12 protein-coding genes and 1 riboswitch are annotated in these 13,332 nt (G+C 69.1%); of the genes, 7 read left to right on the top strand and 5 right to left on the bottom strand.

Annotated features, from left to right (window positions below; translation table 11 throughout):
* Positions 1-6: 6 nt before the first annotated feature.
* Positions 7-384, bottom strand: coding sequence for a phage holin family protein (locus ACFRAC_RS08110; protein ID WP_382922315.1), 378 nt, complete (start codon positions 382-384; stop codon positions 7-9).
* Positions 385-442: 58 nt separating this feature from the next.
* Here ACFRAC_RS08110 and ACFRAC_RS08105 point away from each other — a divergent pair, with 58 nt between their 5' ends.
* The 4 genes from ACFRAC_RS08105 (at position 443) to ACFRAC_RS08090 (ending at position 2,739) form a co-directional block, all read left to right on the top strand.
* Complete coding sequence (locus ACFRAC_RS08105) at positions 443-760, top strand: cupin domain-containing protein (protein ID WP_382922706.1); 318 nt, start codon at positions 443-445, stop codon at positions 758-760.
* A gap of 159 nt (positions 761-919) precedes the next feature.
* Positions 920-1,132 (top strand): DUF5326 family protein, encoded by a 213-nt coding sequence (locus ACFRAC_RS08100; RefSeq protein ID WP_030857134.1) that lies wholly within the window; start codon positions 920-922, stop codon positions 1,130-1,132.
* A gap of 347 nt (positions 1,133-1,479) precedes the next feature.
* A complete protein-coding gene (locus tag ACFRAC_RS08095; protein ID WP_382922705.1) occupies positions 1,480-2,205 on the top strand; it encodes an IclR family transcriptional regulator in 726 nt (241 codons plus the stop codon).
* A 96-nt stretch (positions 2,206-2,301) separates the two neighbouring features.
* Positions 2,302-2,739, top strand: a complete 438-nt coding sequence (locus ACFRAC_RS08090) for an SsgA family sporulation/cell division regulator (protein ID WP_382922312.1) — start codon at positions 2,302-2,304, stop codon at positions 2,737-2,739.
* Positions 2,740-2,812: 73 nt separating this feature from the next.
* Here the strand turns inward: ACFRAC_RS08090 and ACFRAC_RS08085 are convergent, their stop codons facing one another.
* Positions 2,813-4,315: a YibE/F family protein gene (locus tag ACFRAC_RS08085; protein WP_382922310.1), complete on the bottom strand. Its 1,503-nt coding sequence runs from the start codon at positions 4,313-4,315 to the stop codon at positions 2,813-2,815.
* Positions 4,316-4,386: 71 nt separating this feature from the next.
* Positions 4,387-4,576, top strand: a riboswitch (TPP riboswitch).
* Between ACFRAC_RS08085 and thiC the strand changes: the two genes are divergently transcribed.
* A complete protein-coding gene (gene thiC, locus ACFRAC_RS08080; RefSeq protein WP_382922308.1) occupies positions 4,569-6,371 on the top strand; it encodes a phosphomethylpyrimidine synthase ThiC in 1,803 nt (600 codons plus the stop codon). It overlaps the preceding riboswitch by 8 nt.
* Positions 6,372-6,644: 273 nt before the next feature.
* Here the strand turns inward: thiC and ACFRAC_RS08075 are convergent, their stop codons facing one another.
* From ACFRAC_RS08075 to ACFRAC_RS08065, 3 genes are all read right to left on the bottom strand, one after another.
* Positions 6,645-7,514, bottom strand: coding sequence for a hypothetical protein (locus ACFRAC_RS08075; protein WP_382922306.1), 870 nt, complete (start codon positions 7,512-7,514; stop codon positions 6,645-6,647).
* A gap of 191 nt (positions 7,515-7,705) precedes the next feature.
* Positions 7,706-8,797 (bottom strand): metallophosphoesterase, encoded by a 1,092-nt coding sequence (locus ACFRAC_RS08070; protein ID WP_382922305.1) that lies wholly within the window; start codon positions 8,795-8,797, stop codon positions 7,706-7,708.
* Between the two features lie 244 nt (positions 8,798-9,041).
* On the bottom strand, positions 9,042-10,154 hold the full coding sequence (locus tag ACFRAC_RS08065; protein WP_079034052.1) for a LacI family DNA-binding transcriptional regulator: 1,113 nt from the start codon (positions 10,152-10,154) through the stop codon (positions 9,042-9,044).
* A gap of 428 nt (positions 10,155-10,582) precedes the next feature.
* On the opposite strand from ACFRAC_RS08065, the gene hisC reads away from it, so the two are divergent.
* The gene (hisC, locus tag ACFRAC_RS08060; protein WP_382922304.1) at positions 10,583-11,662 is read left to right on the top strand and encodes a histidinol-phosphate transaminase; all 1,080 of its coding nucleotides are present in this window, start codon (positions 10,583-10,585) and stop codon (positions 11,660-11,662) included.
* 149 nt (positions 11,663-11,811) lie between these two features.
* Entirely contained in the window at positions 11,812-13,320 is a 1,509-nt protein-coding gene (locus ACFRAC_RS08055) for a cytochrome ubiquinol oxidase subunit I (protein WP_382922302.1), read from the top strand.
* Positions 13,321-13,332: the final 12 nt, after the last annotated feature.

Below are 13,332 nucleotides of genomic sequence, written 5' to 3'. Positions count from 1 at the left end.
GGGCGCTCAGTCACCGTCGGGCAGGACGACGTTCAGCGCCCAGGAGACGATCGAGATGATCAGAGCGCCCAGGACGGCCGTCCAGAAGCCCTCGACGTGGAAGCTCAGGTCGACCTTGTCGGCGAGCCACGAGGTCAGCAGCAGCATCAGGGCGTTGACGACGAGAGTGAACAGGCCCAGCGTCAGGATGAGAAGCGGCAGGCTGAGAAGCTTCACGACCGGCTTCGCGACGACGTTGACCAGGCCGAAGATCAGCGCGACGAGCAGCAGGGTGGCGATCTCCTTGCCCGTGCTGTCGCCGGTCAGGGTGATGTTGTCTATCAGCCAGACCGCCACTGCCAGGGCGCCCGCGTTGGCGATCGTCTTGACTACGAAATTCTTCATGTGTCTGATCGTGGCAGACGAGATCGGCGAAAAGCACTGACGAGGGCGGATGACTGCGATGAAGGCCTTCCGGCTGGACGAACTGGAAGCGGAGCGTGCCGCCAACGACGGTGCCTACCTGCAGTTTCTGCGCGAGCGGAACATGTCGGTGGGGCTGTACGCGATCGACGCGGGCGCGCACGATCCACAACAGCCGCACGACCAGGACGAGGTCTACTTCGTCGTGAGCGGTCGCGCACAGATCACCGTCGGCCTGGAGACCACCCACGTGGCACGGGGAAGCGTCGTCTACGTCCCGGCCGGGGTCGCCCACAAGTTCCACCACATCAGCGAGGACCTGAGGGTGCTCGTGGTGTTCTCTCCCCCGGAGAGCTGACCTCGCGTCTCGGGGTTCCCTAGGGGTTCGATCAGGGGAGGACAAGGGCTGCGAGGTCCCCGCCGGACCACCTCCCGGTCCTAGCATCGAGTGCAGGGAATCAGCAGATTCGACAGTCAGGACCCGCACTGGACGGGCGGAGAGGTAAGGACGAGGGCGATGCGTGAGATCTTCGCGGGACTGCCGTGGTGGGTGAAGTGGATCGCGGTGCCGGTCATCGCCCTGGTGGTGTTCGGCGGGCTGATAGCCAGCGTCGTCGGCTTCGTGATCGGACTGCTCTTCAAGCTGCTGGTCTTCGTGGCCCTGGTCGGCGGACTGATCTATGTCGTCAGGAAGTTCACGTCGAGCTCGTCGTCGCGCAGCGACTGGTGACCTTCACGGGGGGCCGGTGGGCGGTAACAGGAACCACCGGTTCCCTCGGGCGAGGGAAGTTTTCCCGGCCGTGCGGCCGTCAGGGGTGACGGGCCAATAGGCTCCGTGAATCGCGGGGTCGCCCCCGCGAGCGGCGTGCACCCCTCCCGTGTTCCCCCGCACGGGCTTCCCCTCGCCCTTCGGGAGTGACCTTGGCCACGGTTGACACCGCACCCCCCTCACCGACCCTCCACCCCCTGGAGCAACCGCGCTCCTCCGTGCCCCAGGTCCCGCGGCAGGCGTCACCGGCGTCCGAGGCGGCCCCGGCCTCCCCCGAGCAGCCGCCGTCCGCGACTCTCATCGGATCGGTGCAGCGCGCCATGCGGCTGCTGGAGTGCGTCGCGGGTCACGCGTACGGCGCTCCCGCCAAGCAACTGGCCCGGGAGACGGGGCTCGCGCTGCCCACGGCCTACCACCTGCTGCGCACGCTGGTGCACGAGGGCTATCTCCGCCGCGACAAGGGGCTGTTCTTCCTCGGTGACGCCGCCGTGCGGCTGAGCAGCAGCAGCGCCCAGCAGAAACGTCGCAGCACCATGGTCGACGCACTCGCTCAATGGCGTGACGCGATCGGTGCCCCGGTTTACTACGCCCAGTACCGCGACGGCGAGATCGAGGTCATGTGCGTCTCCGACACCCCGGGCAATCCGGCGGTGCACGAGTGGGCCGACTTCCGTGAGACCGGCCATGCCCACGCCGTCGGCAAGTGCCTGCTCTCCCAACTGGACGAGGAGGCCCGCCGGGACCATCTGGACCGGTATCCCGTGCGGGCCATCACGCCCTACACGGTCGCGGACAGCCACAGCCTGCTACGACGTCTGGACCAGGCCGGGCACATGGCCCCCGTGACCGAACGTCAGGAGTACGCGCTGGGCACGGTGTGCGCGGCCATCCCGATCACGGTGGGCACGACGGCCGCGACGATGGCCCTGTCCCTCCCCCTCCACCAGGCCGACCGGCTGCACTCGGCGGTGCGCCAGCTGCAGGTCGAGATCGGCCGGCTCCTGGGGTCACTCGCGCTCTCTATCAGCATCTGAAAACTCACTCCTTGTGATCTCTCGTGTACGTTCAGCAAGATTCCACCAGTGTCGGGGTCCGTCCCGGCCAGTCGAAGGCAACCGGCGGGGTAGGCGATGCGCGAGTCCGTACAGGCAGAGGTCATGATGAGCTTTCTCGTCTCGGAGGAGCTCTCCTTCCGCATCCCGGTGGAACTGCGCTACGAGACCTGTGATCCCTATGCCGTGCGCCTGACGTTCCATCTGCCCGGTGATGCCCCGGTCACCTGGGCCTTCGGTCGCGAGCTGCTGGTCGACGGCGTGGGCACGCCCTGCGGCGAGGGCGATGTACGGGTCTCGCCGGCCGGCTCCGACACCTTGGGCGACGTGCTGATCCGGCTCCAGGTCGGCCCGGACCAGGCGCTGTTCCGCTCCTCCGTCGCACCGCTCGTGGCGTTCCTGGACCGCACCGACAAGCTGGTGCCGCTCGGGCAGGAGGGGGCGCTCGCCGGCTTCGACGCGTATCTCGACGAGGCCCTGGACCGCATCCTCGCGGAGGAGCAGAGCGCGGGCTGAGGCGTCACGACGGCCGGGGGCGGGAGTGGCGTAACGCTTCAGCGGAGGTCGGGGGCGGCTCAGAGGCCCTGCCTCACCGCTTGCGCCGCCGCCCCCGCCCACCCCGCCCCGTGGCCGGTGCGGGGCCCGCCACGGCCGGACGGGCCCCCACGGGCGCCGTGCCGGGCTCGGGCCGGTCGGCCGACACCACCAGGGCCGCCAGGGCCGTCGTCACCGGCACGGAGGCGACGAGGCCGATGGAGCCCACCAGCGTCCGCACGATCTCCTCCGCCACCAGCTCGCTGTTGGCGACCGTGCCGACGCCGCTCTGGGCGATGGAGAAGAGCAGCAGCAGGGGCAGCGCGGCGCCCGCGTAGGCGAGGACGAGCGTGTTGACGACCGACGCGATGTGGTCGCGCCCGATGCGGATGCCCGCCCGGTACAGCCCGCGCCAGCCCATCGTCGGATTGGCCTCGTGCAGCTCCCAGACCGCGGACGTCTGGGTGACCGTCACGTCGTCGAGCACACCGAGCGAGCCGATGATGATCCCGGCCAGCAGCAGACCGCTCATGTCGATCGACGGGTACAGGCCGTGGATGAGGCCTGTGCTGTCGTCGGTGTTGCCGGTGAGCGCTGCCCAGTCGATGAACACCGAGCCCAGGAGCCCGATCAGCAGAAGCGAGGTGAGCGTGCCGAGGACCGCGACCGACGTACGTGCCGACGGGCCGTGACACAGGTAGAGCGCGATCAGCATGATGGCGCTCGCCCCCACCACCGCGACGACCAGCGGGTTCGAGCCCTGAAGGATCGCCGGCAGGATGAAGAAGTTGAGCAGCAGGAAGCTGATCGCCAGTGATACCAGGGCCATGACGCCCCGCAGCCGCCCGACGAGCACGACGGCGACGGCGAAGATCCCGGCGAGCGCCGAGAGCGGGACGCGCCGGTTGACGTCGGCGACGGCGTACTGGAGGTCCTTGGGGGCAGAGGGCTCGTAGGCGACCACGACCTCCTGACCTTCGCTCAACTGCCGTGACTGGTCGGGCTGGACGATCTCCGTGAACGTACGGCCCTTGTCCTTCCCCGTGTCGACGCGGATCGTCGCCTTCTTGCAGGTACCGCTCTCCTCCCGCGCCGCGGAGAAGCCCTCGCCGGTGGAGGAGCCTTCCGCGGCGGCGGTGTCCGCGGGCGGCGGGGCTCCGCCGGCGCCCACCTCCTTGCAGCTCAGCTCGACCACCTTCGTGACCGTGGCCTGCTGGGTCTGCCGGTCGAAGCCGACCCCGGTGCGCTCGTGCGCCGGGGCACCGCCCGGCCAGAGCACCGCGAGGCCGACCACCACGGCCGCGGCGAACGGGATCAGGACGGCCGCGATGACCTTGCGCAGATGCCGGGAGACAGGAGCGGCCGGACCGTGGGAATGGCTGTGGGAGTGCCCGTGCCCGGATCCATGCCCGTGTTCGTGCCCGCTGTCGGGCCCGTCCCCGGGCGCTCCCGAACCCCGCCGCTCGTCACGGTCGTTGTGCCGCGCGGGGCCGTTTCCCGGGCCTTGGCCGCGGCGCGGTTCGCGCGGCGGGTACGGAGGTTCATGCATCGTGGTCACCGATCGATCATCGCAAGAACGGAGAGGGCCCTCTGTTCAGCGCGCCCGAACTGGCGCTAGCGTGGAACCACCTTTGTACACGCGGGAGCTCGGAGCACCGGGCTGAGAGGGCGCTGACCTCCGTCCCAGCGATGTTTCACATGAAACATCACTCGTCACGAGTGACGTTCCACATGAAACGTCGGCAGACGGATACCGCTGCGTCGACCGCCGAACCTGTTACCGGGTAATGCCGGCGTAGGGAGTAGGTCTCATGACCATCAAGGACGCGCGCACGCCTGCCTCGAACCAGGACGAATCGCCCCTGCAGGGCGAAGTCTCCGCAGAGGCCGGGAAGTCCATCGGCTGGCACAAGGCGTACACCGAGGGCTCACGCCCCGATCTGCGGGTGCCGGTCCGCCAGGTGCACCTCACCAACGGGCAGTCGGTCCCGCTGTACGACACGTCGGGCCCGTACACCGATCCAGCCGCCGAGACCGACGTCCGCCGCGGGCTGCCCCCGCTGCGGGAGAACTGGATCGTCACCCGCGGGGACACCGAGGAGTACGCGGGCCGGCCCGTCCGGCCCGAGGACGACGGCATCAAGCACACAGCGCCGCGAGGGGGTCTGCGCAACCTCGACGCGGTGTTCCCGGGACGGCCGCGTCAGCCCCGGCGCGGCCGCGACGGACAGGCGGTCACCCAGCTCGCGTACGCCCGCCGCGGGGAGATCACCCCCGAGATGGAGTTCGTGGCGATCCGGGAGAACGTCGACCCCGAGGTGGTCCGTGCGGAGATCGCCGCGGGGCGGGCGGTCCTGCCCGCCAACGTCAACCACCCGGAGATCGAGCCGATGATCATCGGCAAGCGGTTCCTGGTGAAGGTCAACGCCAACATCGGCAACTCCGCCGTGACCTCCTCCATCGAGGAGGAGGTCGAGAAGATGACCTGGGCGACCCGCTGGGGCGCCGACACGGTCATGGACCTCTCCACCGGCCGCAACATCCACACCACGCGCGAGTGGGTGCTGCGCAACTCCCCCGTCCCCATCGGCACGGTGCCGCTCTACCAGGCGCTGGAGAAGGTCGACGGCAAGGCTGAGGAACTGACCTGGGAGATCTACAAGGACACGGTCATCGAGCAGGCCGAGCAGGGCGTGGACTACATGACCGTCCACGCGGGCGTGCGCCTGCCGTACGTGCCGCTCACGGCGAACCGCAAGACGGGCATCGTCTCCCGCGGCGGCTCGATCATGGCCGCGTGGTGCCTGGCGCACCACAAGGAGAGCTTCCTGTACGAGAACTTCGAGCAGCTCTGCGAGATCCTCGCCGCCTACGACGTCACCTACTCGCTGGGCGACGGCCTCAGGCCGGGGTCGATCGCGGACGCCAACGACGAGGCGCAGTTCGCGGAGTTGCGGACGCTCGGGGAACTCAACACCATCGCCAAGCGTTTCAACGTACAGACCATGATCGAAGGCCCGGGACACGTCCCGATGCACAAGATCAAGGAGAACATCGACCTTCAGCAGGAGATCTGCGATGAAGCTCCGTTCTATACGCTCGGCCCGCTGACCACGGACGTCGCGCCGGCGTACGACCACATCACGTCCGGCATCGGTGCCGCGATGATCGCCTGGTGGGGCACCGCCATGCTCTGCTACGTGACGCCCAAGGAGCACCTGGGCCTGCCCAACCGTGACGACGTCAAGACCGGCGTCATCACCTACAAGATCGCCGCGCATGCCGCGGACCTCGCCAAGGGCCACCCCGGGGCGCAGGAGTGGGACGACGCGCTGTCCGACGCCCGCTTCGAGTTCCGCTGGGAGGACCAGTTCAACCTGGCGCTCGACCCGGACACGGCCCGCGAGTTCCACGACGAGACCCTGCCGGCCGAGCCCGCCAAGACGGCCCACTTCTGCTCCATGTGCGGGCCGAAGTTCTGCTCCATGAAGATCTCCCAGGACATCCGCCGCAGGCACGGCGGCTCGCAGGAGGAGATCGAGGAGGGCATGGCTCAGAAGTCCAAGGAGTTCGCGGCGGCGGGCAACAGGGTGTACCTGCCGCTGGCGGACTGATCGGTACCTTCAGGGGGCGACCTGCGGCTGCTTCATGAGTCGCGGGTCGTCCAGGCCCGTGTGAGTAACGAGCGACTGGCCCGGCACATGGATGCGTCGGGAAGGAGCGCCCCGGACCTTCGTGCCGCGTCCCGTCGGGGGATGCACGAGGAACTCTCCCTGGAACCGCACGCTGTAGGGCTGCTCGGCTTGCGCCTCCCCCGAAAAGTCTGCCTCGGGGTCGTCGCAGGAGGTGCCTGTGAGGGCCTCGTGCGGCGGGGCGCAGGCCGGGGGTCACTCCGGCTGGTGTTCCGGGCCTCCGAAGTCCGGGCTGGTGTAGTCCGGGCTCGAGAAGCGCGGACGGTGGCCCCCGGCGGGGCCGTCGTCCGGGCTGCTGAACCCGGGGCGGCCGTAGCCGAGGTTCGGCATCCGGCCCGCCGGAGTCGACGGTGAGGTGGGGTGCAGGGCGGCGGCCGTGCCGGGGTCGGCCAGCGCTTCCCGCAGGAAGGGCAGGATGCCGCGTTCCAGCAGGGCCTCCCGCCAGGCCTCCCTGGCCAGGATCACTTCCTCGCTCAGCGCGCCGTAGGGCGCGCCGTCGAGGGCGGGCCGGTTGCGCAGGGCGGTCAGCAGGAGCCCGACGGCGGCGACCAGGATGGCCGCCGCAGCGATGGCACCGAACACCCATCCCGTGGTGAGCATGGTCTGGGCGAAGGCCTGCTCGGGATTGAACATCTTCAGGATGTATCCGACGAGCAGGAATATCGCCGCGGCGGTGCCGGCGAGGACGGGTGCCAGGACCGCGAGGACGGCGACGAGGCCGGGTCCCGCGGTCTCGGCGACCTCTCCCACGCTGGTGGCGAGTCCCATCGCGCCCCCGCCCGGCTCGCTGGAGCCGGTCTCACGGGACGACGACGGGCTGGACGGCGCCGGCTGGCGCAGTTCCTCACGGACCTTCACGTAGTGCTGGTACTCGGTCGCCGCGGCCGCCGTGATGAGCGCGGTGGCGTTCAGCGCCATGGTGCGCAGTTGTTCGGGGTTGAGCCGCTGTCCGACAGCGGCCAGTTCCGGGCGGTGTGGGGCGGAGCGCAGCGCCTCGTCGAGGGTCCGCTCGTACTCCTGGCGGTCCTCGCTGAGCAGGTGCTGCGGAACGCTGTTCATGTGCATCCCCCGATGCTCCGTAGGGCTTGGGGCTCGCATGCCAACGAGCCGTCGGGCAGAAACGGAGGGGAGCCTGCTACGGATAAGGCGATGGTAGAGCGGCGACGGCACACGGTGACAGGGGGTTTGCCAAAATTGGGCCCCGGCCCGCGCCTCTTTGCGCCCCCCGCGACCGGGGGACGCGCACCGGAGAACGGTCAGATCTGCAGGGGAAGTTGCTGGACCAACAGCTTTCCGGCCATGGTCACGCCGCCGTCCATCGCGATCGCGAGCCCGTCCGCGTAGACGTGCGGGCCCTCGACCAGCGGCCCGGAGTTGTCCTCGCCGTCCTCGGAGCCGACCTCGCCGAGCAGATACGGAATCGGGCTGTGGCCGTGAACGATGCGGGTGCCGCCGTACGTATCGAGCAGGGAGCGCACGGCCTGCGCGCCGCCCTCGTCACGGAAGGAGAAGCGCTTGGTGAACTTGCGGAACAGGTCCCAGACCTCGTCGGCGTCGTTGCGGGTCAGCGTCTCGCGGACGGTGTCGTTGACCTCCTCGATGGACCGGCCGTAGTCGAGATAGGCGGTGGTGTCGGAGTGCACCAGCAGATGCCCGTCCACCTCCTCGACGGCGTCGAGCCGGGACATCCACTGCAGGTGGTGGTCCTGGAGGCGGTCCATGTCGGTCTTCTGCCCGCCGTTGAGCAGCCAGGCCGCCTGGAAGGTGGCGGTGCCCGCGCCCGAGTTGACGGGGGTGTCGCCGAACCGCTTGGCGCCGAGCAGCAGCAGCTCGTGGTTGCCCATGAGGGCCTTGCAGTAGCCGCCGGAGGCGGCGGCCTCCGCGGACAGCCGCATCACCAGGTCGATGACGCCGATGCCGTCGGGGCCGCGATCGGTGAAGTCGCCGAGGAACCACAGTCGTGCGGTGCCCGCGCACCAGTTGCCTGCCGAGTCGATGAGGCCCTTCTCCTGGAGGGCGGCCGTCAGCTCGTCCAGGTAGCCGTGCACGTCACCGACGACGAACAGCGGCCCGGGACCGTCGGCGGACTGCTGGACCGGGACGGAGACGGGCTCGACCTGCACCTGGACCGTGTCGCCGCGCTGGATGACCGGCAGGTCCCGCTCGGTGGGCGTGTAGCCCTCGGGGCAGGTCTTCGGGTACGTCTCGGCGGGAGGCGGCGGCACCACCTCGCCGGGGTGCGTGCTGTGGACGTACGGACCGGTCTCGTGCACGTAAGCGGGCACCCGGAAGTCGCGCAACGTCGCCGTCCGCTCCACCTCGGGTCCCTGACCGGCCCCCTGAGTCATCAGACCCCTCCACCATCGCGCCGCAGCTGCACCGCTTCGGACTGCCTGGTCGCAGCGGCCCGCGGTGTCGTGGGCCCATCATAGGAATGCCGGTCGCGCCATGTGATGACCCAGGGGTGGTGAATCGGAGCAGGACTCCCGTCCGGTGCGGCTTTCGCCCCGATCGGGCAGGAAAACGCCTACTCGACGAACCGCCCCGGACGCGCCCCCCGGACCTGTGTACGACGTGACCTGGGGCGTGTTCCTATCGGTTCTCGGGGGACCTCGGCGGGCTGACCGTCGTGCGCGGCGGGCGGCGCTGGGACGAGGTGCGCACGATCAGCTCCGTCGGTATCACCTGCTCGACCGGCTGCTCCGAGTCGACTCCCTCGATGGCGTCGATGAGGAGCTGCACGACGGCCGTGCCGATGCGGCGCGGCTTGAGGGAGAGCGTGGTGATGGGCGGCTCGGTGTTCGCGTACACCGTTGATTCGCTGCAGCACACCAGAAGCAGGTCGTCCGGTACGCGCAGGCCGTAGCGACGGGCGGCGGCGAGCAGATCCGTGCCGTTCGGGTCGAACAGGCCGTAGACCGCGTCGGGCCGGTCCGGCCGGGCGAGCAGCCGGTCGGCGGCGACGGCGCCCGCGCACGGGTCGTGCGCCGGGTAGGCCTCGTACACGGGGTCCTGGCCGACCCGCTCGCACCAGCGCAGGTACGCGGTGGTCGACAGATGGGTGTACGTGTCCGTGGTCGTGCCGGTGAGCAGGCCGATGCGGCGGGCGCCGGCGTCGGCCAGGTGGTCGAGGATGCCGAGGACGGCGGCCTCGTGGTCGTTGTCGACCCAGGCGGTGACCGGCAGCGAACCGGCCGGACGGCCGTCGGAGACGACGGGCAGTCCCTGGCGCACCAGCTCGCTGACGACCGGGTCCTGGTCGGACGGGTCGATGACGACGGTGCCGTCCAGGGCGACGTTCGACCACACGTCGTGGCGCGAGGTCGCCGGGAGGATCACGAGGGCGTAGCCGCGGGCGAGTGCGGCCGAGGTGGCGGCTCGGGCCATCTCGGCGAAGTACGCGAACTCCGTGAAGGTGAAAGGTTCATCCCCGTACGTGGTCACGGTCAGGCCGATGAGGCCCGACTTGCCGGTACGGAGGGTGCGGGCGGCGGCCGACGGGCGGTAGCCCAGCCGGTCGGCGACCTCGCGGACATGGCGTCGGGTGGCGTCGGGGAGCCGGCCCTTGCCGTTGAGGGCGTCGGAGACGGTCGTGATGGAGACCCCGGCGGCGGCGGCCACGTCTCTGATACCCGCCCGGCTGGACCGGCCGCCCCGGCGAGAGGTTTCCGCGCGGCTCACCTGGTGCTTCCCTGCTGCTGTCATGGCGAGCCGATAGTAGGGCTCATCGGGTGGGGTAGTGCGGACGCATATGCACGCGTTGACAGACACGTTTCTGCATGGTCATCCGAGGTCAATCCCCTTGGAAAACAAGAGAGTTGAACGATCCAATAGTAGGACGTGACGTGTCGGCGGGTGTGGGCCTGCCCCATGCCCGATGTTTCGAAGAGGTCTCAACTCACCTGCACGAGGGATGCGCGCCACGGCGCGAGCTACCGGCGCATAGATATATGTGTGGCGCGCCCCTGGTTTCGTACGCCTTCGTACGACGATGCCCTGGATGCAGGTGCCGACGCGGCCGTCGGGCAGCCGGACCGGCTCACCTGTACGCATCGGAGCCGAATCCTCATAAGGTGAGGAGTATTGGAGCCGGCGGTGGTGATGGGCCGCCGGTGGTCGCGAGGAGGACTGCGGTGAGCGAGACGAGCCCCAAGCTGCGCGCCGAGCTGGAGGGGATCCCCACCTACAAGCCGGGCAAGCCCGCCGCGGCCGGTGGCCCGGTGGCCTACAAGCTGTCCTCCAACGAGAACCCTTATCCGCCCCTGCCCGGTGTGATGGAGACGGTGGCGGCCTGCGCCGCGTCGTTCAACCGCTACCCGGACATGATGTGCACCGGGCTCATGGACGAGCTGTCCGAGCGCTTCGCCGTGCCGGTGTCGCACCTGGCCACCGGCACCGGCTCGGTCGGTGTCGCCCAGCAGCTCCTCCAGGCCACCTCGGGACCCGGCGACGAGGTCGTCTACGCCTGGCGGTCCTTCGAGGCGTACCCGATCATCACGCGGATCAGCGGCGCCACGCCCGTCCAGGTGCCGCTGACGGCGGGCGACGTGCACGACCTGGACGCGATGGCCGACGCCGTCACCGACCGCACCCGGCTGATCTTCGTGTGCAACCCGAACAACCCGACCGGCACGGTCGTGAAGCGGGCCGAGCTCGAGCGGTTCCTCGACCGGGTTCCCCGGGATGTCCTGGTGGTACTGGACGAGGCGTACCGCGAGTTCATCCGCGACCCCGAGGTCCCGGACGGCGTGGAGATCTACCGCGACCGCCCGAACGTCTGCGTCCTGCGGACCTTCTCCAAGGCGTACGGCCTCGCCGGTCTGCGCGTCGGCTTCGCCATCGCCCGTGAGCCGGTCGCGGCGGCTCTGCGCAAGACGGCGGTCCCGTTCGGCGTCAGCCAGATCGCGCAGGAGGCCGCCATCGCCTCGCTGCGCGCGGAGGACGCCCTGATCGGCCGCGTGGGCTCGTTGGTGTGCGAGCGCAACCGCGTCGTCAACGGTCTGCGCGGGCAGGGCTGGACGGTGCCCGAGACCCAGGCCAACTTCGTCTGGCTGCGGCTGGGGGAGCGCACGGTCGAGTTCGCGCAGGCGTGCGAGCAGGCGGGCGTGGTGGTCCGGCCGTTCCCGGGCGAGGGTGTCCGGGTGACGGTCGGGGAGACCGAGGCGAACGACATCTTCCTGAAGGTGGCGGAAGACTTCCGCAAGGAGAAGTAGCGGCCGGAGGGCCTGGCCGGGCGGCTGCGCCTGGCCAGGCCCACGGGTTGACCGCGGGTAACAGGACCCCCCGATGAAAGGGAACACGCGTGCTGCATAATGGCTTGTGAATGTGAACGCTTTCACAAGCGTAGGTAAGGAGCGGCGACGTGAACCTGGCTCTGGCGCCGGAGACGCTGGCGCGATGGCAGTTCGGCATCACCACCGTCTACCACTTTCTGTTCGTCCCGCTGACGATCTCGCTGGCCGCTCTCACGGCCGGACTGCAGACCGCCTGGGTGCGCACGGAGAAGGAGAAGTACCTCAGGGCGACGAAGTTCTGGGGCAAGCTCTTTCTGATCAACATCGCGATGGGCGTCGTCACGGGCATCGTGCAGGAGTTCCAGTTCGGCATGAACTGGTCCGACTACTCACGCTTCGTCGGTGATGTCTTCGGCGCTCCCCTCGCGTTCGAGGCCCTGATCGCCTTCTTCTTCGAGTCCACCTTCATCGGGCTGTGGATCTTCGGCTGGGACAAGCTGCCGAAGAGGATCCACCTGGCCTGCATATGGATGGTCTCGATCGGCACGGTCCTGTCGGCGTACTTCATCCTGGCGGCCAACTCCTGGATGCAGCACCCCGTCGGCTACAAGATCAACGAGGCGAAGGGGCGGGCCGAGCTCACCGACTTCTGGCTCGTGCTGACCCAGAACACCGCGCTCGCCCAGGCCTTCCACACCCTGTCGGCGGCGTTCCTCACCGGTGGCGCCTTCATGGTCGGCATCTCCGCCTTCCATCTCCTGCGCAAGAAGCACATCCGCGAGATGAAGACCTCGCTGCGGCTCGGCCTGGTCACCGTCGCGATCGGCGGTCTGCTGACCGCCGTCAGCGGAGACGTGCTCGGCAAGATCATGTACGAGCAGCAGCCGATGAAGATGGCCGCGGCCGAGGCCCTGTGGGACGGTGAGCGGCCGGCGCCCTTCTCGGTCTTCGCCATCGGTGACGTCGACAAGGGCCACAACAAGGTCGCCGTGGAGATCCCGGGCCTGCTGTCCTTCCTGGCCAAGGACGACTTCACCTCGTACGTCCCGGGCATCAACGACATCAACAAGGCCGAGCAGGAGAAGTTCGGGCCGGGCGACTACCGGCCCAACATCCCGGTCGCCTACTGGGGCTTCCGCTGGATGATCGGCTTCGGCATGGCCTCGTTCACGATCGGCCTGGCCGGCCTCTGGCTGACCCGGAAGAAGTTCATGCTGCCGCAACACCTGCGGGTCGGTGACGACGAGGTGCCCCATCTGGTGCTGCTGCCCCACAAGGCGCTCAGCCCGAAGCTGGCCACCTGGTACTGGCGCATCGCGGTCTGGACGCTGGCCTTCCCGCTGATCGCCAACTCCTGGGGCTGGATCTTCACCGAAATGGGCCGCCAGCCGTGGGTGGTCTACGGCGTCCTGCGCACCCGTGACGCGGTCTCCCCCGGTGTCTCCCAGGGCGAGGTCCTCACGTCGATGATCGTCTTCACCGCCCTCTACGCCGTCCTCGCGGTCGTCGAGGTCAAGCTCCTCGCCAAGTACATCAAGGCCGGCCCGCCGGAGCTGACCGAGGCCGACCTGAACCCGCCCACGAAGATCGGCGGCGACTCCCGGGACGCCGACAAGCCGATGGCCTTCTCGTACTAGGCCGAGGGAGCT

It is taken from the genome of Streptomyces sp. NPDC056628, assembly GCF_042792555.1.
Taxonomy (GTDB): domain Bacteria; phylum Actinomycetota; class Actinomycetes; order Streptomycetales; family Streptomycetaceae; genus Streptomyces.
This window is presented reverse-complemented; position numbering and strand designations above follow the sequence as displayed.